This window comes from Dyadobacter sp. AC419 (assembly GCF_979253085.1).
Genome location: NZ_CEEDCD010000015.1, coordinates 39048 through 62365, shown reverse-complemented (window position 1 = coordinate 62365; position 23318 = coordinate 39048). Strand labels below are relative to the sequence as shown.

General features: G+C 41.5%; 30 protein-coding genes and 1 pseudogene. 14 read left to right on the top strand and 17 right to left on the bottom strand.

The window, feature by feature from the left end; genetic code table 11:
- Window positions 1-34 precede the first annotated feature (34 nt).
- Window positions 35-673: a hypothetical protein gene (locus tag AC0IYG_RS07550; protein WP_471710893.1), complete on the top strand. Its 639-nt coding sequence runs from the start codon at window positions 35-37 to the stop codon at window positions 671-673.
- A 179-nt stretch (window positions 674-852) separates the two neighbouring features.
- On the opposite strand, the gene AC0IYG_RS07545 is transcribed toward AC0IYG_RS07550, so the two are convergent.
- Together AC0IYG_RS07545 and AC0IYG_RS07540 are read right to left on the bottom strand one after the other, a co-directional pair.
- A complete protein-coding gene (locus AC0IYG_RS07545) occupies window positions 853-1773 on the bottom strand; it encodes an Rpn family recombination-promoting nuclease/putative transposase (RefSeq protein WP_471710493.1) in 921 nt (306 codons plus the stop codon).
- Between the two features lie 222 nt (window positions 1774-1995).
- Window positions 1996-2355 (bottom strand): Rpn family recombination-promoting nuclease/putative transposase, encoded by a 360-nt coding sequence (locus tag AC0IYG_RS07540; protein ID WP_471710491.1) that lies wholly within the window; start codon window positions 2353-2355, stop codon window positions 1996-1998.
- A 307-nt stretch (window positions 2356-2662) separates the two neighbouring features.
- On the opposite strand from AC0IYG_RS07540, the gene AC0IYG_RS07535 reads away from it, so the two are divergent.
- Window positions 2663-3451, top strand: coding sequence for a hypothetical protein (locus AC0IYG_RS07535; protein WP_471710489.1), 789 nt, complete (start codon window positions 2663-2665; stop codon window positions 3449-3451).
- A 211-nt stretch (window positions 3452-3662) separates the two neighbouring features.
- Here the strand turns inward: AC0IYG_RS07535 and AC0IYG_RS07530 are convergent, their stop codons facing one another.
- The 5 genes from AC0IYG_RS07530 to AC0IYG_RS07510 form a co-directional block, all read right to left on the bottom strand.
- Window positions 3663-4064 carry a hypothetical protein gene (locus AC0IYG_RS07530; RefSeq protein WP_471710488.1) on the bottom strand — a complete coding sequence of 134 codons (402 nt, stop codon included), beginning with the start codon at window positions 4062-4064 and terminating at the stop codon, window positions 3663-3665.
- A 341-nt stretch (window positions 4065-4405) separates the two neighbouring features.
- Window positions 4406-5155: an HNH endonuclease gene (locus tag AC0IYG_RS07525; RefSeq protein ID WP_471710486.1), complete on the bottom strand. Its 750-nt coding sequence runs from the start codon at window positions 5153-5155 to the stop codon at window positions 4406-4408.
- A gap of 60 nt (window positions 5156-5215) precedes the next feature.
- Window positions 5216-6727, bottom strand: a complete 1512-nt coding sequence (locus AC0IYG_RS07520; RefSeq protein WP_471710484.1) for an AAA family ATPase — start codon at window positions 6725-6727, stop codon at window positions 5216-5218.
- 133 nt (window positions 6728-6860) lie between these two features.
- The gene (locus tag AC0IYG_RS07515) at window positions 6861-7124 is read right to left on the bottom strand and encodes an AbiJ-related protein (protein ID WP_471710482.1); all 264 of its coding nucleotides are present in this window, start codon (window positions 7122-7124) and stop codon (window positions 6861-6863) included.
- 203 nt (window positions 7125-7327) lie between these two features.
- On the bottom strand, window positions 7328-7921 hold the full coding sequence (locus AC0IYG_RS07510) for a recombinase family protein (protein WP_471710480.1): 594 nt from the start codon (window positions 7919-7921) through the stop codon (window positions 7328-7330).
- A gap of 649 nt (window positions 7922-8570) precedes the next feature.
- Here AC0IYG_RS07510 and AC0IYG_RS07505 point away from each other — a divergent pair.
- From AC0IYG_RS07505 to AC0IYG_RS07480, 6 genes are all read left to right on the top strand, one after another.
- Window positions 8571-8876: a DUF305 domain-containing protein gene (locus AC0IYG_RS07505; protein ID WP_471710478.1), complete on the top strand. Its 306-nt coding sequence runs from the start codon at window positions 8571-8573 to the stop codon at window positions 8874-8876.
- Between the two features lie 48 nt (window positions 8877-8924).
- Window positions 8925-9200 (top strand): DUF305 domain-containing protein, encoded by a 276-nt coding sequence (locus tag AC0IYG_RS07500; RefSeq protein ID WP_471710879.1) that lies wholly within the window; start codon window positions 8925-8927, stop codon window positions 9198-9200.
- A gap of 2 nt (window positions 9201-9202) precedes the next feature.
- Window positions 9203-9829: a YncE family protein gene (locus AC0IYG_RS07495; RefSeq protein ID WP_471710476.1), complete on the top strand. Its 627-nt coding sequence runs from the start codon at window positions 9203-9205 to the stop codon at window positions 9827-9829.
- A gap of 10 nt (window positions 9830-9839) precedes the next feature.
- Window positions 9840-10601, top strand: a complete 762-nt coding sequence (locus AC0IYG_RS07490) for a YncE family protein (protein WP_471710474.1) — start codon at window positions 9840-9842, stop codon at window positions 10599-10601.
- A 477-nt stretch (window positions 10602-11078) separates the two neighbouring features.
- Window positions 11079-11738: a sensor histidine kinase gene (locus AC0IYG_RS07485; RefSeq protein ID WP_471710472.1), complete on the top strand. Its 660-nt coding sequence runs from the start codon at window positions 11079-11081 to the stop codon at window positions 11736-11738.
- Window positions 11707-12351 carry a LytR/AlgR family response regulator transcription factor gene (locus tag AC0IYG_RS07480; RefSeq protein ID WP_471710470.1) on the top strand — a complete coding sequence of 215 codons (645 nt, stop codon included), beginning with the start codon at window positions 11707-11709 and terminating at the stop codon, window positions 12349-12351. Before AC0IYG_RS07485 ends, AC0IYG_RS07480 begins: the two co-directional genes overlap by 32 nt.
- 392 nt (window positions 12352-12743) lie before the next feature.
- Here the strand turns inward: AC0IYG_RS07480 and AC0IYG_RS07475 are convergent, their stop codons facing one another.
- The 8 genes from AC0IYG_RS07475 to AC0IYG_RS07440 form a co-directional block, all read right to left on the bottom strand.
- On the bottom strand, window positions 12744-13508 hold the full coding sequence (locus tag AC0IYG_RS07475; protein WP_471710468.1) for a substrate-binding domain-containing protein: 765 nt from the start codon (window positions 13506-13508) through the stop codon (window positions 12744-12746).
- A gap of 56 nt (window positions 13509-13564) precedes the next feature.
- The gene (locus AC0IYG_RS07470) at window positions 13565-14065 is read right to left on the bottom strand and encodes a DsrE family protein (protein WP_471710466.1); all 501 of its coding nucleotides are present in this window, start codon (window positions 14063-14065) and stop codon (window positions 13565-13567) included.
- Between the two features lie 164 nt (window positions 14066-14229).
- Window positions 14230-14676 carry a c-type cytochrome gene (locus AC0IYG_RS07465; RefSeq protein WP_471710465.1) on the bottom strand — a complete coding sequence of 149 codons (447 nt, stop codon included), beginning with the start codon at window positions 14674-14676 and terminating at the stop codon, window positions 14230-14232.
- Between the two features lie 961 nt (window positions 14677-15637).
- Window positions 15638-15862, bottom strand: coding sequence for a hypothetical protein (locus AC0IYG_RS07460; RefSeq protein ID WP_471710463.1), 225 nt, complete (start codon window positions 15860-15862; stop codon window positions 15638-15640).
- A gap of 43 nt (window positions 15863-15905) precedes the next feature.
- The gene (locus tag AC0IYG_RS07455; RefSeq protein ID WP_471710461.1) at window positions 15906-16145 is read right to left on the bottom strand and encodes a LysR substrate-binding domain-containing protein; all 240 of its coding nucleotides are present in this window, start codon (window positions 16143-16145) and stop codon (window positions 15906-15908) included.
- Window positions 16146-16713: 568 nt separating this feature from the next.
- Complete coding sequence (locus AC0IYG_RS07450) at window positions 16714-17115, bottom strand: YeiH family protein (protein WP_471710460.1); 402 nt, start codon at window positions 17113-17115, stop codon at window positions 16714-16716.
- A complete protein-coding gene (locus AC0IYG_RS07445) occupies window positions 17112-17384 on the bottom strand; it encodes a hypothetical protein (RefSeq protein ID WP_471710459.1) in 273 nt (90 codons plus the stop codon). Before AC0IYG_RS07445 ends, AC0IYG_RS07450 begins: the two co-directional genes overlap by 4 nt.
- A gap of 655 nt (window positions 17385-18039) precedes the next feature.
- Complete coding sequence (locus AC0IYG_RS07440; protein WP_471710878.1) at window positions 18040-18420, bottom strand: chemotaxis protein CheB; 381 nt, start codon at window positions 18418-18420, stop codon at window positions 18040-18042.
- Window positions 18421-19003: 583 nt separating this feature from the next.
- On the opposite strand from AC0IYG_RS07440, the gene AC0IYG_RS07435 reads away from it, so the two are divergent.
- The 5 genes and pseudogenes from AC0IYG_RS07435 (at window position 19004) to AC0IYG_RS07415 (ending at window position 20250) form a co-directional block, all read left to right on the top strand.
- Window positions 19004-19159: a helix-turn-helix domain-containing protein gene (locus tag AC0IYG_RS07435; RefSeq protein ID WP_471710458.1), complete on the top strand. Its 156-nt coding sequence runs from the start codon at window positions 19004-19006 to the stop codon at window positions 19157-19159.
- Window positions 19160-19347: 188 nt separating this feature from the next.
- A pseudogene (locus AC0IYG_RS07430) lies at window positions 19348-19581 on the top strand (DUF1259 domain-containing protein); the annotation flags it as partial.
- Between the two features lie 46 nt (window positions 19582-19627).
- Window positions 19628-19846 carry a DUF1259 domain-containing protein gene (locus AC0IYG_RS07425; RefSeq protein ID WP_471710877.1) on the top strand — a complete coding sequence of 73 codons (219 nt, stop codon included), beginning with the start codon at window positions 19628-19630 and terminating at the stop codon, window positions 19844-19846.
- A complete protein-coding gene (locus AC0IYG_RS07420; protein WP_471710456.1) occupies window positions 19773-20006 on the top strand; it encodes a hypothetical protein in 234 nt (77 codons plus the stop codon). Before AC0IYG_RS07425 ends, AC0IYG_RS07420 begins: the two co-directional genes overlap by 74 nt.
- Window positions 19969-20250, top strand: a complete 282-nt coding sequence (locus AC0IYG_RS07415) for a DUF1259 domain-containing protein (protein ID WP_471710876.1) — start codon at window positions 19969-19971, stop codon at window positions 20248-20250. Before AC0IYG_RS07420 ends, AC0IYG_RS07415 begins: the two co-directional genes overlap by 38 nt.
- 385 nt (window positions 20251-20635) lie before the next feature.
- Here AC0IYG_RS07415 and AC0IYG_RS07410 read toward each other — a convergent pair whose 3' ends face one another.
- The gene (locus AC0IYG_RS07410; protein WP_471710454.1) at window positions 20636-21640 is read right to left on the bottom strand and encodes a phosphotransferase; all 1005 of its coding nucleotides are present in this window, start codon (window positions 21638-21640) and stop codon (window positions 20636-20638) included.
- 20 nt (window positions 21641-21660) lie between these two features.
- Window positions 21661-22446, bottom strand: a complete 786-nt coding sequence (locus AC0IYG_RS07405; protein ID WP_082217970.1) for a DUF547 domain-containing protein — start codon at window positions 22444-22446, stop codon at window positions 21661-21663.
- 142 nt (window positions 22447-22588) lie between these two features.
- On the opposite strand from AC0IYG_RS07405, the gene AC0IYG_RS07400 reads away from it, so the two are divergent.
- Window positions 22589-23281 (top strand): TIGR04283 family arsenosugar biosynthesis glycosyltransferase, encoded by a 693-nt coding sequence (locus AC0IYG_RS07400; protein WP_082217971.1) that lies wholly within the window; start codon window positions 22589-22591, stop codon window positions 23279-23281.
- The last annotated feature ends 37 nt before the right edge of the window (window positions 23282-23318 follow it).

Here is a 23318-nt window from a genome sequence, read left to right as displayed (position 1 = left end):
ACCTGTCAGTTCTTGGTATCATCGAGATAAACAAATGGACTTAAAAGCGTTATGGAAAACTTTTAGTTTTATCTGGAACGATCAGAAGCAAGTGTCAAATCTAAAAAACGTAATAAGTTTTTATTTAGAATCCAATTGCAATAAGGTCTTTATAGAAAATTGCATTGTTCTCAGCCAAGCGGCGATGGAGTTAATCTATAACTGGGAGTTTGTTGAGAAGGGATTAGGTAAAGAAACCGACTATGCACAGGTGAAATTGGCTAAGCTCGTTGAAAACCTTATGCTTTCAACAGATATCCCACAGTCACTTAATTATCTAAAACAGCTCGAGAATGTAGTTTTTGTTGACAAATTGTTCAGTCCAAGGCCCAAAATTACCTTAGCAGCAGAAGCATTCCTTGAAATACGAAATGCTATTATACACGGTAATACCTGGCGTCGAGAGAACCTTGGCAAAATTAGCACACATGCTCGAATTGATGCGTGGATACTTGGTAACTGGTATATCGAGTTGTCTATTTTAAAGATTCTTGGTTACAACGGCCTTTACAATAATAGAACAGTCTCAATGAAAATTGACTACTCTCAGTATGGAACCTGTACCTTGGGTATAAAGCGCCCGATCCAGGAAGGATCCCGCCTTCGTCAGACAGAATTTTTCACCGACGCATAAAGATCAAGAGATCCGAACTTGATTTATGATACATAGTGATAGGCCCTAATTCAGTGTCTATTATTTGCAAATTTGCCGAAATACTTGCGTGAAATATTGTGTTTTAAAATCAATGTTTAGTTTATTCCTTAAGGCGTAAACAAAATTTTATAACATACGCCCCTTAGTCTCCCAAAAATTCAAAATTTGTTGCGGATGTCGGCGACATAATTAATAGTCACTTCCAGGGCAGAAGCAATCTGTTCGTCCGTTAGCAAAGATTGCTTGATCAGGTTTCGAACAGTGTTTTCAGTCTTTTCTTGCTGCCCTTCGATTTTGCCTTTCAACTCACCTTCTTTACGACCTTTCTCGACAAAAATATCCAATGTACTCATAACTGTTTCTTTGATTTGTGTGGGCAACGATGTTATCAATTCAACGATTTGCTGCTCACTTAGTTCACTGTTTGCGAATGTATAAACAATCAGGCTAGTTTGCAAGTTCTGATCTATCTCGCCTGCCAGCTTCAATATTGTAGGAATTAATGGGTTAAGGCGATCCTTCAAGACGCTGTATTTCATGGCAAGAAGCGAGGCGGCCAGAAACTTGTTATGCAGCGCCTGGATCTGCTCATCAGGAATTTCACCTAGATTATTAAAAACGTATTGGTAATCCGGGACGAACCGTGATAGTTCTGGTTCCAGTTCCTGGAACAATGATGACAGCGTTTTATATTCCCACCGGGCCTTGCCGTGGTATAGCAGGATCGGAATGATCAGGGAAGGCTTCTCCCCTTCTGCAATCTGCTTTAATAAGCCTGAAAAGATGTAGCTGCCGATCTGGATCGGTGTATATTTATCCAAATAGCTTTTGTGCTCAATCAAAAGGGAAATCTTGACTTCCCCACTCCCACCTACTCTTTGGCATGCGTAGACGATATCTGAAATGGATTTTTGCAACTCCTTTGAAACATAAGTGTCAGGAAGTTGCCGGAGAGTACTAAAATCTAATTTTTCAAGAACCTGCTCTGGCAGGCAAGAGCGAAAATAATCCAGCGCAATTTGCTGGTTTCCCATGATAGACCGAAGGAATGTATCGTGCTTTGATGTATGCTCACCCATGAGGCAAAGATATAATATTTGAGCCCCTACTCTACCGTTCCAAGCGACTTGCATCATATCCAGCTTTTAAAATCTCACAAAAAGAGTAGCATTTTGGATATACCAATAACTCAAATGTTGCAGCCTTATGCTTGGATTAGATTAAGAAAGAAGCGTGATATGGCATTTTAAGAACGTCCGTTTGTAAAATGCCATAACGTTCTATCGATTAGTGAACGTATCCTAAATTCGAAAAGTCGCATAAGCCAGCGACTTGACCATGTGCTCGATCAAAAGGGAAATTTTAACCTCTCCTTCCCCACCGGTCCTTTTGCACACATAGACGATATTTGAAATAGACTTTTGAAGCTCTTTCGAAATGTAGGTGTCAGGAAGTTGCCGGAGAGTAGAAAAATCTAATTTTTCAAGAATCTGTCCTGGCAGGCAAGAGCGAAAATAATCCAGCGCAATTTGCTGGTTACCCATGATAGACCGAAGGAATGTGTCGTGCTTTGATGTATGCTCACCCATGAGGCAAAGATATAATATTTGGGACCCTACTTCACCGTCCGAAGCGACTTGCATCAGTATTATGATTGTCAAGTCTATCAATGAGTGTACTTTAAAGAGATACTACTAGCTCAATGGTGCAATATTACGTTTCAGTGACTTAAGGCAAAAGCCCTCTCTGGCATTTTAAGAAAGTCTGTTTGCAAAATGCTTTAAGATTAGATAAGTTGTGAGGCCAAGTCATGAAGTTACAAGCCAAAAGTTAACTGTCCTAACCATGCAAGAGAATAGCATTTAGGCAGATAATATAAATATTGAAGCATACTGCCAAAAGGTAAAAGGTCTCAAAATGACTTACAGCAGGCTTTTATTAAGTTGTTTTGTTCAAAACAAATTCAAAATGTTTATAGATAACCCTGATTATCAGCAACATCCTATTTTTGAAGATCTAGGTAAATACTTTAATTTTTATAAAGATCTCTCTTTCGGTGTATCGCATTTCATAGCAATTGGAACAATAGCGATGGGAAACATTGATACCCAGATATTTGCTGCGATGGGTGGGACGATGGACTCAATGCGGGCACTGTTATTGATAGGTAGGATTAACGACGCCTATAGCCTGCTAAGAAAATTTTATGATACGGCAATTATAAACGTATACTCAACACTCTATTTAAGCGACCATTTATCCACTGAAAATTTTATCGTCACTCAAATAAATGATTGGTTAGAAGGCAAGAGAAAACTTCCAGAATACAAGGAGATGTCAAATTATATCGGAAACCACACACGGTTGAAGACTTTTGAAGGGTTCTTTTATAAAAATGATTTTTACAAACGTTTGCGTAGTCGCTGTAATGACCAGGTGCATTACAATTTGTATAAATACTTACTTTATAATAATAATGAAGTTTACTTACCGCAAAGATTAAATCAACTCAATCAATTGAAAGCAGATGTAAAAAATGTCATTATTATGCATCTGGCTTATCTTTTCTTACTTAATCCACATTACTTAGCATCATCCGACTATGCAGACTATTTGGAATTAAATATAACACCACCAGATGGAATTGAAAATGAGGTTGCTCCGTTCATTCAAAATATTTTTGATGATGTTGTAAAAAAGCATCGGCCAGATATAGCGAAAATAATTTTGGCCAGTACCCCTATGAATTTAATCTAGTATGCTTATGGATAAAGCATAACAAAGAAATCAAACTCATAAGGTTTATGAATTCAGCATCAGATGGCGCGAGTTCTTACTTTCAAGCTTAAATAACTTTACCTTTTAAGGCACTTTGTCGACGTTGATGCGTAGATTGTATGTTAAAACTTTAATATTATTTAAATATTTTATTTGTCAAAAGTTTTATAGGTATTTAGGTGAAACATCCTCAACGACTTAATTTTTTTATTAAAACATTTCTAATAGTAGCGTCCTTTTCGAAAATCAAGTAAAGAGCTTTAATTGATTCGATGATGACCTTTGTAGCTTGTTCTAAAAAATCAACTTGATCTTGTGCCTTTAATCTAAAAATCATGCTATCTAAAACGCTAAAATGGTCCGTTTTAGAATACCAATCGTACAACAAATATACAGGTCTGCATTCGTCACCAACAATTTCGAGAATCCTTGAAGGTTTTACATTTATCTTAGTATTACAAAACATATTACGAAAATTGTTTAAACTGGCTTTTTGCAACTCAGATAGCCTCCAATATTTATTTCTCTCTAAGTTTTGAAAGGAATCTGCAAGCAGTTCTTTTATAAAATTCCTATCCTTGTCCCAAGCCATAATATACAAGCAATCCAACAAACTTGCTCTATTTAAAATTGCAATACTATGATGGTATAAGGACCAATTATCTTGTCAACCACTCTAGCAACGAAAGTACACCAAACGTGTTAGCGCGAAGTCTTAGAATAAAGGTGGCATATCCTAGCTTCGTAAACTGTACAATTGACGGTATCTTATAACAGTGTTGGAAATGTTTCGACTGGCCGCGTGTCGAAAAAAAAATCGGTAGAATCAATTATCCTCGCGAGATCCGCTTTAATTTTATCTATATCTAATTGATTCATTGAGCTATTTATATTTCAATTGGAAAAGTAAATAAGTTCCAAAAAATATCGCTATTAACTTAAAGCTTCTTCAAGCGATGGTTTCCAGTGATTGAAGCCCAGTGCCTGCCTCAAATCGCTACAAGTCTCAACGGTGGTTGTTACAAGGCTAGCTCGGCTTCTTCCACCCGAAATTTCATTCCCCATCCTCGTTTGAAATTCCGATAGGTGGGAGATCGCAGCATTGCGCATTCGTACGAGTAAATTGAGACGTTCAAAATGACGCTGAATCCTTCGCCAATTGTCAGCCTCGATTCCAAATAAATTGTTTAAGTAGAACGTAAAGTCAATCTCGCCGAAATCGTCTAAATAAATGTCGACATATAGAAATTGGGAATTCGGTAACTGATCTAAATAAGGATTAATAATAGATCGAACTCCGTCAGCATGCACCCAAAAATCTCCCTTCTTTGAATTGCATTTTGAACATGATGGCACAAGATTTTTGGCATGAATGCTTAATTCTGGAAAGTCGGCTTGTGGAACAAAGTGATCCATAGTGTCATTTGATCCCAATGTACAATACTGACAGGTATATCGAATAGCCTTGGCCGATGAGTCTGATATGGTCTTACGAACGGCTCGAATGGCAGCGTTGTCATAGCTGTAAAGAGCCAGTAGTTGCATCCTTATATCATCGTACATTCTATCGCGACTTAAAATCTCAAGCCGGCTACGCTCGAACAAGTCATTATAAAGATTAAACCTGGCCTCGATAGCCCCAAAGTATAAGGAAATAGCATGACGAGCATCTGCGCCGGTCATTCTTCGAACTGCCAGCTATAAATTCTGGATATCCATCACTTGGGTAAGGGATTAATTGCTTCATTCTTTACCAAAATAAGATTTTAACAGCAATCGTGTACTCAGATTCACAGGTAGTCCGTTTTGTTCTTCAAACATGTCTAATATTTCTTGGTATCCTAATCCTCTCGATACTAACTGTTTAAGTATATCAAGGTATGCTTTGTCAACGTCACGATTGCCAAAGACATCTTCTGTGATTACAGTTAGGTTTTCTGCAAAGGTTTCCCGTTCAAGAGTACGAAGTTGAATGTCACTGTCATTCCGATTAATTATTAAGACGTTTCTCGATTGAAAACACTGCACAATCAGCGGGCTATGGGTGGCTATAATACAAAATGACTTAAATCGTTTAACTAGCCACAAGATACTATTCATCAATTCTGCGATTGCATTTGGGTGAAGATGAGTTTCTGGCTCATCATATAAAATTAGACTATCGTTTCTGATTTGCGCGAACATCTCGGTCAGTACATAGATTAAAATGTGCTGACCCGAACTGAGTAGTTCAAATGAAGTCGCTAAATTGTTACGCCGAAAATTATAAACACCGCTTTGGAAGGTAAAGAATTCACTTAAGACATCTGAGCTGATAAAATTTTCTAATATTTCCCTCCAATCAGAAATAAGTTGCCTGCGCTCTATTAACGTAACGGCTTCAACAAAGCGTGTTCGGAGTTCCCGCTCAGAGAGGTGTTCATTACGGTCTTTCTTTAATCCGCAATAGACATAGTTAAATCCTCCATGAGCCTGTTGAATATCGAATCGATCAAATATGCTATATGACAATGTGAAAATTTTACTAAAAAGAGGTTTTAACGGACCTATCTTATCAGGTATTGGCATTGAAAGCTGATCTGCAATTCCAGACAAAATTCTTGTCTTTCCTGTGCCATTTTTGCCTATCAACACATATACCCTATGCTCAATATTATTTTCCCCGTCATAAACAAAATCAAAATCAAGGTCAATGCTTGTATTTGAGTAAGGAGGCTTAAAGTCATAGCGGAATTTAAAACCACGATCATGGCTCATGTCAGCCAGTTTAAATCTAATAGTGCGCCATAAGGCCTCGTCTGAATTATATCTGATCAAAGATTGCTTGAAAATTGCTGAATCTTCAAATTGCTCACTGATTCTTGGAAAAATACCTGCGTCTCGCAATGCATATAGAATGCTATTAAAAGCATTAGGAAACAATTGCTTTAAGGTCGCATAATATGTTTCGTCGCCACAAAATGAACAGAATTCAGTTGAAAGCTGTAAAAAGTTATCCGGTAGATAGTCCAAGATATGCGCCTCCATATCACTTTTCATTACTTTCAACACGCCAATTTTAATAGGTAGTGTTGTATCAGCATGATATGTTAGAATGACAGAGGTTTTGAATCCAAAATCGTTCCAATTGTCCCTTCCCAATTTGAAATATGGGGTAGCTGGTTGTTGTTCATTCGACTTATAAAAACGAATGTTGTTTCTTAGAAATATGAATTGGCAATCCCAAATCATCAGCTGTCTCTGCTTGGATTTCATAAACAGGAAGGCCCTCAAAATAATTGGTAACTCTTAAAACATATCCCGTCCCTCGCAGTTGATTGTTAATCTTGGAGACGTCAGAAATCCTAATTTCTTCATCTTTTTGAAACTGCCGGATCAACAATCGCTGCTAGAAATTTAAAAAATCTATCATCCTCATCATCATCAAATAATCTAAGCCGCTCGTCGAATATGCTACTAAATCCCAGTCACTATTATTTATAATGTGCTGTCTAAAGTCTGCATATGCATCCTTGTACCGTGGGTCGGCAGATGGCATATCACGTAGCGGCCATACTTTATTGATTATTGCTAAAACCTCAGGGCGATCTAGAAATTGACTAGGGCTTATAACAGCGTCAAATATTTGTCGCTTTTTCGTCTTTGCTAGCATTTAAAAGGGTTCTATTGTGAAAACGATCCTTGATCTAAGTGTTCAATATTTAAGCATCACTTCACTTCCGCGTTGGTTGAGCAATTTCCCTCTACTATCCAGCAACTAATTCCTTTATAAATTACTTGTTTTGACATTACGCCAGCGTGCCAAAATCAGCCGTGTAGTATGAAAAAATTTGTGTACTGCACTGCACAGTCGTTTTATTTAGTTACACGAATCCAGCCCTCTATTTCTATCCCTTCGTGTCGTAAATAGTTATATAGAGTAGCCTTGCTTCCGATTTTTAGCTGTTCGCAAATCTGCATTGTTGTATACTTCTTACTTTGATATAAAGTTGCAGCCAGGCTTGCAAGCTCCTTAGATTTTTTAGTCAGACCCTTTGGCCTCCCACCCACCCTACCTCTGGCACGCGCAGCTTCCATTCCGGCTAAGGTGCGCTCCATCAAAATCTCACGTTCATTTTCAGCAAAGACCGAACTAAGCATGTACCAAAGTCGACCCATTTTTGTAGAAGTATCAATGCCTTCTGAAATACTCCGGAAGTCCACTCCCATTTCCTTCCACTCAACCATCAGCTTGATCAGCTCATAAGTTGTCCTTCCGAGCCGGTCAATTCTCCAGACCACTATGACATCTCCCTTTCGAAGCTCCGAAACCATTCTTATATATTCCGGTCGCTGCATGGAAGCACCTGAAATCTTTTCATGATATATTTTCTCACAACCTGCTTTTTCAAGGGAGTCAAATTGCAGATCTTGGTTCTGCTCGAGTCTTTGATACCCGTATGTATCCAATCACCATTCCAAATAGTACAGTTTAACGTGCCAGTTTGCAATATACAGTAATTTGTTTTGGTGTACCACTAAAACGTAATTTCAAAACGGTAAAATCAGCACTTTTCAGAACCAAAAGGGAAGAAAATCAAATGAAGTCTAGAGTACCAGAAAAACCACCGAATAAATTAGCTAAAATTTCACATAGATATTTTCTATATGTGAACGTCCAACAAAAAAGCCTGCACTTATGGAACAGGCTCGTGTAGTAAGTATAGAAAAACAAATCCGACTCAGTGTTTCAGCTGAAATCCCCGGGTAGGAAGGAATCAGGCTTGGGGGAAAGCGCCTAATAAATTCAGAATATGTTTTTGCAATCTGTTCGTATCGTTCGTCTGCACCAAGGCTGGTGGATGATTGGATTCGCTTCTGGGTGGCTATGGTTCCTGTACGGTCAATTTATCTGAACATCAGATCTACGGCAGGGACGGTTTTGATAATCCTGCATACTCCCATGCGTAATGCGCAGCACATCTGGATCTTCCGTCATTTCCAATATAGTAATCAGCCTGAATTCTGCCGCTTTTAGCTTCCAATGTGCCGGTTTTAACAAAAGCCGCTGCAGGAAATAAATCTCATCCTCCTAGTTTTACTATTAAATCTGAAAGACATGAAAAATAAAATATTTAATACGTTCAAAATAATGCTGGTATTAGCGTTGCTTACAGCCATCAGGCCCGTTAAAGCGCAATCTATGCAGATGCATCATCAGCATTCGTCGGCAGGTAAAAACATGCTCCTTACCCTGATGGATTCCATGATGGTACAAATGAGTAAACTGCCAAAAGCCACTTCACCGGAATCTGATTTTATACAGCAGATGATACCGCATCATGAAGGTGCCGTAGCCATGGCAAAGTATGAAATTCAGCATGGCAAAGATTTTAACATGATACAGCTCGCAGAAGTATTCTGACTGAGCAAACCAGTGAGATCCAGCAGATGAACCTGCTGGTTAAAGCAAATTTCTGCAACGGACAAAGAAATGCCCTCCGGTTACCAGCAGTCTATGAACCAATCGATGCAGACCATGATGAACACCATGCCTTCAAATGAGCAGCTGACAGATATTGATCATGCTTTTGCAGCTGTGATGGTCCCGCATCACCAGGCCGCTGTTGATATGGCCAAAATCATATTAAAATATTCCGGTGATCAGCTGATTACCGGTTTTGCCAAACAACTTATTTCCTTACAGCAGGTTGAAATTGAACAAATGTCCTTATTCTTAAATAAATGAAAATGAAAACAATAGCGCTTGCAGTCATATTAAATCTTGTTGGTTTAATTACCGCTGCCCAAAGTCCGTATGCTCATGACCGTGTTTATACAGGTAACCAGGTTTCCAATACCGTTTCTGTTGTAGACCCATCAACGAATAAGTTATTGGGAGAAATTAAACTGGGTAAACCCTACCCTAACGTATTGAGTCCCTTATACAAAGGCCAGGCGCTGGTGCATGGCCTTCGATACTCACAGGAGAAAAAAATACTGGCTGTGGTGTCCATCGGCTCCAATGCTGTTACCCTGATCTCTACGGAAACAAACCAGATATTGAAGACCATTTATGTTGGCCGTTCCCCGCACGAGCCGACGTTTACGCCCGATAGTAAACAAATATGGGTGTCTGTGAGAGGAGAAGCATACATCAGTGTCATTGATGTTGAAAAAATGGCAGAGATCAGGCGCGTACCCGTTGCAGACGGACCGGGCATGGTATCCTTTACACCGGATGGCAAACTGGCCTATATATGTTCCAGCTTTACGCCGGAGGTAGATATTGTGGATGCAGCAACTTATACAATTGTAAAAAAGATTCCGGTTACCAGCCCCTTTTTCACCCAATATATTTACCAGTCCCAAAGGTGAATGGATAGCCATGACGCACAAGGATACTGGGAAAGTTACCATTATCAATACCGCTTCTCAGTCTGTTGCCAAAGTGATTACGACCGGCGCGATAACCAATCATGTTTCTTTCAGTTATGTGAAAAATAAACTGATGATGCTCGTTACAGTTGGCGGTGAAAACAAACTGCGGGTATTTGATGCAGCTCAGGATTTTAAACAAACCGATACGGTTAATATCGGAGCTTTGCCTCATGGCCTGTGGCCTTCGACGGATGGAAAATTACTGTATGTAGGCCTGGAATTCGCTGACCAGGTGCAGGCTGTTGACCTGCAAACAATGAAAATAATCAGCACGATCCAGATTGGACAAAGTCCGCAGGCACTGGTTTATGCTGAAAATGCGGTAACTAATATCAACGCTAAATCCGGTCTTTCTGCCCTGAATGATACGGCTTCCACACAGGTAATTGCATTAAATGCAGTTAACACAAATCAAAAATCACATGGCAGAATTGCTGTGCGAAGCATTGGCCTGGCTGATCTGGTGGAGCAGATTTTCACTTCATTACAACCGAACACCTCTTATACCCTGGCTTTATCAAGGTCAGATAAAGCGCCGTTTTCTTCTGATTATCAGATCAATACTTTTGATACCGATGCGAATGGCAAATACATGGGTCAGTCTACCGGGCTGGTTAAAACGATTAACAGTGTTGATAGTCAGTCTTTCCGTCATGTGATTTTAACCGACACTAAAACCGGGAATGTTGTATTATCAGATCAACTTTAAAAAGTAGATTTACAACAGACTGTTTGATAAGCCCTTATGATTTTTAAGGTTATCTTTGGCCGACTGTCAACTATTTTATGATTACCAAAAACAATGTCCGGTTGAGTAACAGCACTGTGTTTCGTGTCTCTGCCAGAGTGATATGGTTCAGTGCTTTATTTATGGGCGTTCTGGCGTCTATACCGAAAATACTTACAGCTGCATATTACGCTTATCGAACTGGCTGTGGATGCATCCGTTGCTTTTTTGTTTTCCCTTTTTGTATGGTATTTTAATATATACAGTCTGCCTAAATTTTCAAACCGACAATTTACCAGCCGGTTTTTCAATCTCAGACTGCTCTACAGTTTGCTTTTGGGCATTGGTTTAATGTTTCTGCTGGTCAGTGCCCATCAGCTATTGTTTCCGCATTATAAATTTGAGTCGATGATCATGATGTATGAGTTTCGCGGCATACTCATCAACCTGACCATTTATATGTTTTTATACCTGCTTTATCAAAGTTATCATACACAGCTGATCGGTATAGAACTGGAACGTGTAAAAGCAGACCATATCGGGGCACAATATGAATTACTGAAACAGCAGGTCAATCCACATTTTCTTTTTAACAGCCTGAATACATTGAAATCGATGATTGAGATTGGCGATGCGCATTCCGTGGAGTTTGTTCTTAAACTTTCTGATTTTTACCGTTTTACACTGAACAACAGACAACAGGATATTATTCCGCTGTCAGAAGAATTAAATATATTGCAGGCTTATATGTTTTTACTGGAAGCGAGGTTTGAAGAAGGCATCAACCTGAATATCAATATTGAGACATCCGCAGCTTTTACTTTCATTCCTCCTTTTACATTGCAGTTACTGGTAGAAAACTGTGTAAAACACAACGTGATTTCTCTTGAACATCCTTTAAATATTAAATTGTACACCGCTGATGATACGCTGATTGTTGAAAATCAATTGCAGTTAAAGAAAAATCCGGAAGCATCAACAGGAATGGGACTGGAAAATATCAATCAGCGTTACCAGCATCTTACTCAGAAAGAAATCAGAATAGAACAGAATACAATTTCCTTTAAGGTTATTTTACCTCTTATTTATGAAAATCCTGTTGATCGAAGACGAGATTAAAACAGCCAAGGCATTAGGGCAATTAATTTTGTCTATCAATCCAACTGCAAAAATCCTGGCTACTATACAAAGTGTTGAAGCAGCAGTTAAATACATCAGGGAAAATGAAAGTCCTGACCTGATCTTTATGGATATTCAGCTGGCGGACGGCTTGTGTTTTGACATATTTAAGCTGGTTAAAGTCGTTTCGCCGGTTATATTCTGTACCGCTTTTGATGAATATGCACTGGAAGCTTTTAAAGCTAACGGAGTAGATTATGTGCTTAAACCGTTTTCCAGGGAAAGTTTAACGGCAGCACTGGATAAAGTCGTTCACCTGAAAAACTTTTTTCAAACACATGACAATGCTTTGCCGGATCTGGAAGTTCTGCTGAATAAAATTGAAGTCCGTGGTAAAAAAGGCTTTCTGGTATTTAAGAATAACAAATATCTAACCATACAAACAGAAAATATTGCGTTCTTTTACACCCATCATGATACCACCACGATAACGACTTTTGATGGCCAGGAATTTCCCGTAAACCAATCCTTGGATGAGATTTACCAGCAATTGGCACCACATCAGTTTTTCCGCATTAACCGTCAGTACCTGGTAAACTCTACCGGCTGTTAAAGAAGTAGAGCATTATTTTACCCGCAAACTGGTCGTATCTTTATCCGTTGACACTCCCGATAAACTACTAATCGGAAAAGATAAAACTGGCTCATTCCTGAACTGGCTGGACAGCAGATAGTAAGTAAAATAAAACAATTACTCTCATCCCCACCTCCTGGTTACATATCCTTTGATGGTTTATGACAAACTATGCCAGCATAAATTCAGATCCTCCAAAAAATTCCTGCATGTACCCTTGCACTTTTCTGTCATTTTTCTTCAGGTCCGATTGTCATATGAACCCTAGCCTATTGTGCACATTTGTTAACAGCATAAAACGGGCTTCCCGGATTGTTAAATAGCACGTGCCGGGCTGTGCATTTGCCGTCGCTGTTATCAGAAGCCTCTGGCTAAAAAAGTCTTTTCATAGACCATTGGCTTAATCCACTGTAAAGCCATACTGGCGGTAAATCTTTTTTGCTTCGCTGCTGACCAGAAAGTTCATAAAATCTTCGGCAGCTTTGGGATGTGGCGCGGTTTTGAGCTGCCCGGCCATATAGATTGCCTGGATATTTTCCTTTTCCGGAACCGGGATCATCTCGATTGGATTGCCGATCATCTTCTGATAATAGGCCGCACAATACCACACGGGCCCCGGCCTGTGATTGTCCGTACATGATGCGCATGGGCGTCTGACGATGATGGATCTGGGTCAGATACGTTGTTTTATCTTTTACTTTTAGCTCCATGATCTTTTTTCGCAGCATTTCGCCACCGGCTTTCACATAGGCTTCTTCTATCCTTTTTCCAATTCCCTCCCATTCAGGATTGGGCATGCTCACCATCACATCTGCCCTTCCAAGATCACAGAGCCCTTTTACATTTTTAGGATTACCTTTTTGCACCATGATTGCCAGATCGTTTTTAGCATATACTTCGCTGCGGCTAAAAAAATCCTGCATCTCGGAAAGACTCTCGGATTTGCCCGCCGTATAAACATCAGGCTGATGCGAAATCCGCATGTTGCCAACTGTTATTGATCCACTTTTAATTTGCTTGGCCAAAATACCGGGCGGAAGTGTCTCAGCAAAAATGCGGGTGTAATCAGGATAGGCTTTTTTAAAGCCGGCCAGAAGGTCATCAATGACCATAAACTGGTTTCCGGCAAAAAACACAACCAGCTGCGGATCAACGATATCTCCGTACAGATCAGGCACATTGTCAACACCCGCTACGGTAAGGAAAGGCCTTCGTTCCAGGGTTTGTTCCAGGGTGGGTCAAAACGGTGTTCCTGCTGCTGGGCATGAAGCTGACTTAGGCTTGTTAAACTCAAAATGAGTGCGGTGATGATTACTAAATGTTTCATATCTGTTGTTAATAGGTTGATGATGATCATGGATGTACAATGGCCCAGCCTTGCTGCTGACGGATAATGATTTCTCCGTTTCCGCTGGGCACATAAGAAGTAAAGCTCAAAGAGCTGATCTTTGCTGATTTTTCTTTCTCGCATCGTGTGCTCGCATTCAGCCAGAATCACCCCTCGCTGCTGCAAAGCTTTTAGCTGGGTTTCATAGGCCTGCTCCTTTTTAAACACGGTCACTCCCCCGCCATGCGCCACAAGTTCCACTTCCAGTTTTCCATTTAAACGCGGGTCATCCAGCGCATTCATAATGTTTCTCATCGTTGCTTTAATTACTCTTTCGTCATCACTATTAAAAAGCTGATAAACCACCTGATAGGATTTCTGATCTGCAATAGCTCCGTGAAAATCTGCTGGACTTACGGGAGATTTCTGCGCAATCGCACCTGGGCAGAAATAAGCATTGCTGCTACATACATCATTGTTTTCAACGTTTTCATCTGTTTTGGTTTTAAAAGATTAGGGTACTGTTTAAATTATTTTCTTTCTTTTTTTGCATCTGCAATAGCCTTGAATGGACCGAAGCTTATGCTGTTTCTCTGTAAATTCGTCAGCATAGGGTGCAAACGGAAAATCAATTGGTTTTTTGGTAAGGTCCACCCAATCATTTTTTTGGTCTTTGTGCGGGCGTGGCTGTGAATTCGCCAGAATGCGGCAAGATCCCAGGCTTCTTTCTCAGTCAATAGCCTGTTTTCATAGCTCGCACCGAAAGGCATGTTGTTTACCACATAGCCCGCAAAGGAGGAAAGCCGGTAAAGTCCTGCCCCGTCTGTTGTAGCTGTTTTTACCCCAAAGCGGCGGATAGATGTAAGACCCTTTCTCCGGATTCGGTATTTCCTTTCACCGTTAACACCATGACAGCTTTCACATTTGGCTTTGTAAAAGATAATCTGCCCATTTTTAAGGATCTGCGGCTCGGTCAAGGTAGGCAAGCTTCTTCAGCCCCGTTCCTTTCGGCACGATACCTTTGGGAGTATCCTTCCCCAGCCACTTCTATGTAAGCGATCATCGCTGTCATTTCCTTGCTGGCGCTGTCGGGTTTCGTTCCGTTTAAACTTCTTTCAAAGCAGTCTGAAATGCGTTTGATGATGGTCTCTTCTCCGCGCCGAACGTGCCCTGAATTTGGGATAAGTGCTGAGTACCGCCGCATAATTATTGCCCATGATTTTGGTACCTGCGTCAAGATGGCAGTTCTGGCAGTTCATCCCATTACTAATCTGCATCACAGTTCCTTTTGGCCCCGAGGTAGTCAGCGGTGTGTGCAATCAGCTCTTTTCCATACCGGATCAGCTCTATCTCGCTGATTTTGGGAGTAGAACCTGTCTTCGGCGGCTGCCAGAGTTGATTTTGCGGCCGCACTGATTCCGTTTTCTTTGGGGCACTAGCAGCACTGGCTGATGGAATTTTAGCCGGTCTTCGCGCCAGGCCAGGCAGTAGAATTCCAGTGATCAGCAGCAGACAGACCTGCCAATCCAAGAAGACAAGTCAGAGTATTTTTCAGCAACTTCAGAAAGGTTATTGGATCCTTCATATTTATTAGGTTTAGAAAATTATTGTTCAGGCAGATTCAAGGGTATGATGACGTTCTGCTGATTGATGATACAAAGATAGGGTGAACACAGCCCTAATAGAAATCATTAAAAGTAATGTGCCATAACATTTCATTATAGAAGAGCGTACCATTCATATACTTTCATCACCTGGGTAATCCGGCATTACGGCAGGCAAATTTCATAAACAGTTCAGGAAGCGCTTCTTGCTGACCATGAAGCTGTGTGAAATAAAAATACCTTTCTATGTTAAGCCCTTCAATATCGACAATGTAGCACTCCTTGTTTTGAAGCTCCTTTAGTACCGCATGGATCGAAAAGCAATGCCATACAATCAGAATGAAGCATGTATAATTTTATACTTTCGTCTCTCCCTCCAAAGCTGCATTTCGCTTTTTAAATCAGACAGGCTCATGCCTGCCGCTTTTAGTGCATGTCCGATTACTTCCAGTGTTCCCGAACCCGGCTCCCGAAGAAGAAGAAGCGGAATTTCTTTGAGCTGCTGCGGCAGAATAGACCCTGATTTTACAAATGTATTTTTCAAACTGGAAACCAGCACGATTTCATCTTTCAGAAACTCTGAAAACCGGATGGCTGTATTTTTAGAATAACCCTCGCATCACGCCCAGGTCAATTATTTTGTTCGGAAGCAGCTGCTCGATCTGCTCGGTATTATTAACCGTAAGTGTCACCTGCACATCCGGTAACTTATTATGGAATGCGGCTAAAATAGGAGGTAAAACATATTGTGCAAGCGCGGCAACTGGCACCGAGCCTGAGTATACCGCTATGCCGTCCAGCCAGCGCATTGATATCAAATTCCAGGTTCCGGTAGGCTTCAAGTATCTGCTCGGTATGCACCAGCAGCAGCTGTCCGGCCTGGGTCAGGGTGATTTTTGAACCGTCTCTTTCAAAAAGTTTTAAATCTTTAAGCTGGCTTTCAAGCTCATGGACATGCTTTGGTCACAGCAGGCTGGGATATAAACAACTCAAGAAGCTGCTCTTGTAAAATTAAGCCTGGTAGCAACTGCTTGAAATACCTGCAAACGAAAATCGAATAGCATAGCTCTTTTTAAAGTTAGGTTCAGCCGGATTTTCCATCCGTTCATTATATTTTATTTTTATAAAGTCCTTTATCAGGCCCAATGCACAACTGCATACAAGGCAACGGCCGAGATCACGATCCAGAGTGCAAGGCCCTAAAGTAACGGCTTGTACCCAATGGATGTAAGCACTTTTCGTGACAGGCCAGCACCCCATCAGAAAAACAAAGTAAGCGTTAACCCCGCCTTAGCGATACCGGTTAACAAGGGCTTTACCAGGGCGATCTGAGGGACATTGGTATTGACCACCATGGCAAGTATGAAAAATCCTATAAAGTAAGGAATATTAATCTTTTTAGATTCATTCTTAAAGATAAAGGTGGAAGCAAAGGCAACCGGTATAATCCAACAGCGCCCTGGCAAGCTTTACTGTGGTGGCTACTTCAAGTGCCTGCTCGCCGTATTTGCTGGCCGCCCCTACGACCCAACCGGTATCATGGATCGCCAAAGCACACCATAGGCCAAACTCAGCCTGGGACAAATTATAGTAATGTCCGACTAGCGGAAAAATGATCAAATGCAGCTGAATTGAGAATAAAAACACAGCCAAGAGCTGTACAGATATCTGTTTCTCTTTCGCCTGGATGACGGGAGAAATTGCTGCAATCGCGCTTCCGCCGCAGATCGCCGTTCCACTCGAAATCAAAAAGGACGTTTTTTCTTCAATACGCAGCCATTTTCCCAGCAGATAACCGAAGCCCAAGGTCATACTGATCTCACCCTGAATGTGAAAAGTATGCCCTCACTGCCTGCTTTAATCGCACTGTGCACATTCATGCCAAAACCCAGGCCAACAACAGAAGCCGGTAAAAGCCAGTGCGTTGCTTTATGGTTTAAGTGCAGGTATGGGTGGCCGCTTAGCTGAGCAACAACCAAGCCCATCAGTAAGGCCATGGCCGGACTTACCAATTGTGTAATGCTAAGCACAACACAAACAATGAATATTATTTTTCTGCCGTTTTCGCTTAGGTTAGACATGATCTACTTGTTTGCTTTGTAATCTGATTTTGAGTATTCATGACTTTTCTGTTTTGATACGCAAAGGTCCTGGATTTAGGATTCATATTTTCATCACAAAAAGGCATGTGTTATAACTAAATGTTATCATACATAAATTATCTTTCCCAACATTGTACCAGTCAGGTTTATTATCAAAGGTGCCAGATGCTCTTTACCCCACTTTCAAGTTTCGGGCAGGTCAACTCATTTGCATAACCCTGTCCAGTTGTCTTTTTCAACCAAAACGTCGGTTGAATGGTCAACGCTTTTTAGGACGGGTCAATATTTATAAAATACGATTTAACGTGTACGGCAAACCATTATATGTACCAAAAGAGCTTATGGTATCTCAGAAGTGAATAATGTTGCATTTTTACCAAAGTTCGTTTATACCACCGATTAAATTCGAGGTATGACATATAGATATCGTTTATATGTCAGTGATTAAATTGAAATATCACGATCCTCGGCACCCGCCGCATCACGAAATAGTAGGAATTCCTTGCGGTGAATCTTGCTGAAAAATGGAGCCTCAAATCGCCAAGGATATATGGCCTTTGTCATTTGCGCTCGTTGGCGATTATTAAGAATTTGTTACACGAGGTGACGGGTCTGCAAATAAGTTGTTAACGTGTTAGCTAGTTTGCGAGGCGAGAGTATCTCGATCAGGGCTATCTTTTATAATGGCAGACACAGGCATGCTATCAAACAATGCAGTTGACGGGTCTTGAACTAATACAATGCCCCCATGCTCATGGATGCGGACAGCCCCTTTGGCACCGCTCAGAGCCCAAGCCAGAAAAAGGATAATGCCGACTGCTTTATCGGCAGAGTCATCAGCCAGGGAGTTGAAGAAAATGTCCACCGCCCAATTACTGCGATCATCTGGGTCCCGGTTAGTCGTTTGCAAATGCCCCTTAGATATCGTCATGAATTTGTTCGGAGCTAGCAAATAAATATGATTCGCTTCGACAAGGTCCTGATTCTGCTGCCCAACTAATGGGCAAGTTGGTATTTGGCATTAGCAAAACGTCCGCTACACTCGGGTGGTCACGGTTTAGGTGTTGTAATACTATGAAAGCAGCATTCGGGCTTCAGGCAGATGCGAAAAGAAATCTACTGAGATCTCCCCTTCCCCCCGCTGAAAAGCCAATGGCTACTATAAACAATTCCTTGCGGCCCCCCATGATATAAAGCGTTTAGCACTCTTTATGCAAAGCGAACCATTTAAAATTGGACTGAAACCTGCTCAGGTAGTACTAGTACCTTTATAGAATTCGAATCTTATGTAAGAAATTATGACAAGGACAGAACACATACCCCATTTTGCTCCGAGAGCTACATACCCCTAATGAAACAATTGAAATTACTGTGAAAGTAACAATCAGCCCGGTCGCGGTATTAAAATTTCAAATTGCTTATCTAACTAATAATCAATGTTTAATATTTCTCCTTTATGCTGAGTTAGTCAGACGACTTAGCAATAAGTTTAAGCCTGAAAGAAATTTCGGAAGGCCTACAAATACATCCCTCGCATGTCTCCGGCGAGTTTTTGAAGTATTTCAGCACTTGTCCTTTGGCTGAGTATATCCTGGAAGTTGCGCATCGAAAAAGCAGTAGACCTGCTTGCCAGCTTTGACCATACCTTATCAGAGATTGCCTATCTGACGGGCTTTTCAGATCAGAGCCGTTTTAACAGAATATTCAATGCGCGCATGCGAAAGCCCTTCCGATTTCAGAAAAAATTGGCCTAAAAAGTAATCCCGGTACAAATCCGTCATTTTCATACTATCATTTAGCTGCACTTTAAGTTAGTATTGCACCGCGAGAAGCAACCACCAAATGATACATATGAACACAGACACATCTTTTTTCTCGCAGGAACTGGCTACGCGCCAGCGGAGTGCTCGGGTCTGCCCAGCTTCTGGGGCTAAGGCCGTTGATGGCAAAAACCAATAGCGTGGCAAAGACGCCTGCCTTGACGCCAGAAGAAGTTGCCGCCATTGAAGCCGCGATGGGCAAAAAGGGCACCTACAATGAGGGGCAAGCTGTGCATACTACCCCGTTGCCACGTAACGATTTGAAGGTAACTGTGAAAGGCGAAGCTGTCCCGATTCCATTTGGATTTGGCGGCTGGGCTTCCATCAAAAAGACCCTGGACGGCAAATCGGCTGTACTGATGAGCGACAACAGCGCTTTTAGAAGAAGAAGTAAACCTATTAATATCAGCCGCACATGCAAATGGGCTGGAAATTGGAGCGATCCACAACCACTTCTTCTACGAACAGCCACGGATTTTCTATATGCACCTTCATGGCATGGGCACGCCGCAAGAGCTGGCCAAGAAATTCGCTGCAACTATTAAAGATGCCAAAATCTCCCCGGCCAACGCAGCCTGCGCCTTCTGCGCCACCAACCACCACCGGGAAAGAACTCTTTGATATAACCGCCCTTGACGCGGTTGTTAAGTATACCGGCGTAGTGAACGGCCCAACCTATAAATATACTGTTGGCCGCGACGATCTGACGGTGATGGCTATGGGGCGCAGAAACGACAGCTGCCATAGGCCTGAACTCCTGGGCAAGCTTTGCAGGAAATAAAGACAGCGCCCATATAGCGGGTGACATTGCCATGCTGGAAGACGAAGTCAATACAGTCATTAAAGCACTTCGGGCCAACAACCTGGAAGTAGTTGCATTGCATAACCATATGTTTGGTGAGAACCCAAGGATCATTTTCCTGCATTATTATGGCCGTGGTCCAGCCACTACGCTTGCAAAAGGGTTTCGATCGGCCTTGGATGTTCTTGGAAAACCTGTTAAAGCGGCGCATTCAACGCACTAGAAAAATGAACTCAATTACCCAAAAACGCCCAAATCGGTCAGATCGCCTGCTCGTAGCTGATCAAAACTTTGTGGACAGCCAAGGCTTTTTCCCATTATGTTCCCAAAGACCAGGTTTCTGAAAGGGCCCGCGGCTAAGGGCGATCCCATAAGATATTGAAGGTACAGGGTATTTCCCATTATGGCCATGCGATGAGTGCAGCTTTGATTACATCATGGCTAAACACCAGATTGATGACCTTGCAATTAAAGCTCGCGCTCATTGTCAGAGCAGCAAACATAAAGGCTTTCCGCCTGTATGGTACGGAATCAGCTTGGAGTTATATTACTGCGCTCACACCCTTACATGTAGTATTCCCGACAACCGACGATGAAATTGAGATGGCCTAATCTGCGCTTGTATGTGGTAGAATTAAAGTCCTTGCAAATCTTAGCAGCTCCTGCTTTTGCTGTAATGTTCTCTGCATGGGTAATTGTGCCAATCCAATTAGCCGCCGGATAATTTCAATGCCAACAAACTGATTTAAGGTGAAGTAATCAATTTGATTGATCAAGTTGTATCTATCCAGCGTAAAATCAACTATTATTTTACGTTGGCCTGCTAGGTGCAGGTGCGCAATCATGACGCCCAGATCAAACTCGGCAGGGCCATAAAAGCAGAACTCGGGGTCGATAATTTTTATTCCCTGCGTTGTATCAAGCCAGCTACCCGGATAAAAGTCCCCATGTAAAAGAGATTTTCCATCAGAAAGATAGGTTTGTCCCAAATGTGCAGCCTGAGTTTTTAGCTCATTATCATTCTTGTAGACAGTAGCGACAGCTTGCAATCCTGGCTGGACTGTATCAAGATCAAACCCGTTCTCTTTCATAAACGGGTATTCGAATATGTGTTGATGGTTCAGCGCCCTCATAGCATTGTTTTTGAGCGAATCGGCGGGCGATACGCAGGAAACACGTGTATGAAGCGTGCTTAAAAAATCCGTTAATTGCGAAACTTGGGAGATTTCAAGAGCCCTGGACGAATTGTATAGATATATAAAATCGCTGGCCGCGCCCAAGTCTTCCAAGGCCATGATATTGTTCACCGGATCAAGGCCAATCAGATCCGGGGTGAAGTCTGCGATCAACGGGTCAACGTTTGTCGTTTGATAAAAAGCACCTTCCATCAATACCCTGTCGGCGGGAGCACTCACATGCGGGTACTTTTCGACATATCCCCTGGATTGCTTGACAATGAAGGATCTGTCCTGGGTGGTTATCCGGAGCACATAGTTCATATTTCCCTCCCCCGGCACTGAAACCTGACTTATCCGTTCCCTATTTGTTAACCAGCCCTGGCTTTGCAGGTAAGTCTTGAGCGTAGCAATGTCGTTTGCACTTAGAATAAACATGTAAGGCTTTTTAGGATAAATTATGAGTCAAAGTTTTTCATTTTTTGCGTCCAGTCATACTCTTTGAATTTCAACGAATATTCTGAAAAGTCTTCGCCCAGGTATTTTTCCAAAATTATTTTAATACCCTGATTTCCACCAAAATCTGCTTTGAACCACTGCAATATCCGGCTAACCATTACTGTTTTTTTCTGCGGATTGATCTGTGTATCCGTCTTTAAAAACGATGATGCAGCAATGCCGAGCTGTTTGTCGATCTTATCATAGTCATAAAATGCGATTGGTGGACAACTGGTTGCACCACAGTTAAGGGCAAAATGAATACGATAATCAATTTTAGAAACAGCTAATTGTTTAATGATCTTACCAGGAAAAAACTGAGGCAGATAGCCCAAACTCAATTTCGCCCGGTAACGTCTGAGGATACCATGTTCGATCTGGTCAAGGCTCAGTTTTACCCCTCCGATCGTTATCAGTTTTTCCTCAAAAATGGCTGGCCTGGTTTTCTTTTCCTTTGTAGCAAGGATCTGAAAGTAAGCATTGTAGATGTTGATCCAGAATGTTTTACGGGCATCATCGTCAGCCAATCCGGAAATCAGGCAATCGGTTTTGATGGCTTCCAAAGCCTTGTGAATACTATCTACTGGCTCATCCATCTTCACCTGCAAGAGCAGTTTTCCTGATAGTGCAATCAGTTTTCGGTCAGGTTCTTTGTTAGATTGGCCGGCAACGGGTAGTAAACCAACTGCCCATATAACTAAAACAAGGCCTGTTATTACTAATATCCACTTCATTTTTTTTACCATTAACCATCAATATATCACGCAGGAAATCAATTCAACATCATTTTTTAGAAGTTACCCTGGCAATAAAACTGTTTACTTCTTGTCCCCGTACATACGCGTAGTGAAATTATTTAGATTGCTCACTGAAATCGTTCCGATACCTATGAAGCTCAGTATAATCATTCCAACCTACAATGAAGCAGCTAACATTGCACGCCTGTTACAGGATTTGTTCAGATATGCAGGTGATCAGCCGATTGAAGTCATTGTATCGGATGGTGGAAGCAAAGATGCTACCTTGGAAATAGCGCTCCAAGCCGGTGCAAGCGTGCTCAAATCTCCCAAGCCAGGCAGGGCAGCACAAATGAATTATGCTTCTGGTTTTGCAAATGGAGATGTGCTATACTTTGTTCACGCCGATGTTGGCATAAATCAGGATTATTTTCAAGACATTGAGCGGGCTGCGTCAGACGGGTTTGAAGCGGGCTGTTACCGGTTCCGCTTTGATTCAAACCGGGCAATCCTTAAAATCAACAGTTATTTTACACGTTTTAACAGGCTGATGTGCCGCGGTGGTGATCAAACCCTTTTTATAACCAGAAAGCTGTTTGACCAGCTAAATGGGTTTGATGAATATTATACCATTATGGAGGACTATGATATCATCATCCGGATCTGGAAAATAGCCCGGTTCAAGATCATCCCAAAAGAGGTAACCGTCTCTGCCCGAAAGTACCAGAACAATAGCTGGCTGCGGGTCCAAATTGCTAACTTAACTGCTTTTACCATGTTTTATTTAAAAAGAGAACCGGCTAGCATTGCCTTAAAATATAAATCCCTGCTGGATTACCGGTGAGACAAGCGCCCGCTTAATCTTTGCTATTCTGATCATC

What these genes read in the sequence shown, in the direction of transcription:
- AC0IYG_RS07550 (WP_471710893.1), top strand. Translation starts at nt 35, where the DNA reads ATGGACTTAAAAGCGTTATGGAAAACTTTTAGTTTTATCTGGAACGAT.
- AC0IYG_RS07545 (WP_471710493.1), bottom strand. Translation starts at nt 1,773, where the DNA reads ATGGGTGAGCATACATCAAAGCACGATACATTCCTTCGGTCTATCATG.
- AC0IYG_RS07535 (WP_471710489.1), top strand. Translation starts at nt 2,663, where the DNA reads ATGTTTATAGATAACCCTGATTATCAGCAACATCCTATTTTTGAAGAT.
- AC0IYG_RS07530 (WP_471710488.1), bottom strand. Translation starts at nt 4,064, where the DNA reads ATGGCTTGGGACAAGGATAGGAATTTTATAAAAGAACTGCTTGCAGAT.
- AC0IYG_RS07525 (WP_471710486.1), bottom strand. Translation starts at nt 5,155, where the DNA reads ATGACCGGCGCAGATGCTCGTCATGCTATTTCCTTATACTTTGGGGCT.
- AC0IYG_RS07520 (WP_471710484.1), bottom strand. Translation starts at nt 6,727, where the DNA reads ATGAAATCCAAGCAGAGACAGCTGATGATTTGGGATTGCCAATTCATA.
- AC0IYG_RS07515 (WP_471710482.1), bottom strand. Translation starts at nt 7,124, where the DNA reads ATGCTAGCAAAGACGAAAAAGCGACAAATATTTGACGCTGTTATAAGC.
- AC0IYG_RS07505 (WP_471710478.1), top strand. Translation starts at nt 8,571, where the DNA reads ATGAAAAATAAAATATTTAATACGTTCAAAATAATGCTGGTATTAGCG.
- AC0IYG_RS07495 (WP_471710476.1), top strand. Translation starts at nt 9,203, where the DNA reads ATGAAAACAATAGCGCTTGCAGTCATATTAAATCTTGTTGGTTTAATT.
- AC0IYG_RS07490 (WP_471710474.1), top strand. Translation starts at nt 9,840, where the DNA reads ATGACGCACAAGGATACTGGGAAAGTTACCATTATCAATACCGCTTCT.
- AC0IYG_RS07485 (WP_471710472.1), top strand. Translation starts at nt 11,079, where the DNA reads ATGTTTTTATACCTGCTTTATCAAAGTTATCATACACAGCTGATCGGT.
- AC0IYG_RS07480 (WP_471710470.1), top strand. Translation starts at nt 11,707, where the DNA reads ATGAAAATCCTGTTGATCGAAGACGAGATTAAAACAGCCAAGGCATTA.
- AC0IYG_RS07450 (WP_471710460.1), bottom strand. Translation starts at nt 17,115, where the DNA reads ATGACCTTGGGCTTCGGTTATCTGCTGGGAAAATGGCTGCGTATTGAA.
- AC0IYG_RS07445 (WP_471710459.1), bottom strand. Translation starts at nt 17,384, where the DNA reads ATGTCTAACCTAAGCGAAAACGGCAGAAAAATAATATTCATTGTTTGT.
- AC0IYG_RS07420 (WP_471710456.1), top strand. Translation starts at nt 19,773, where the DNA reads ATGCCAAAATCTCCCCGGCCAACGCAGCCTGCGCCTTCTGCGCCACCA.
- AC0IYG_RS07410 (WP_471710454.1), bottom strand. Translation starts at nt 21,640, where the DNA reads ATGTTTATTCTAAGTGCAAACGACATTGCTACGCTCAAGACTTACCTG.
- AC0IYG_RS07405 (WP_082217970.1), bottom strand. Translation starts at nt 22,446, where the DNA reads ATGGTAAAAAAAATGAAGTGGATATTAGTAATAACAGGCCTTGTTTTA.
- AC0IYG_RS07400 (WP_082217971.1), top strand. Translation starts at nt 22,589, where the DNA reads ATGAAGCTCAGTATAATCATTCCAACCTACAATGAAGCAGCTAACATT.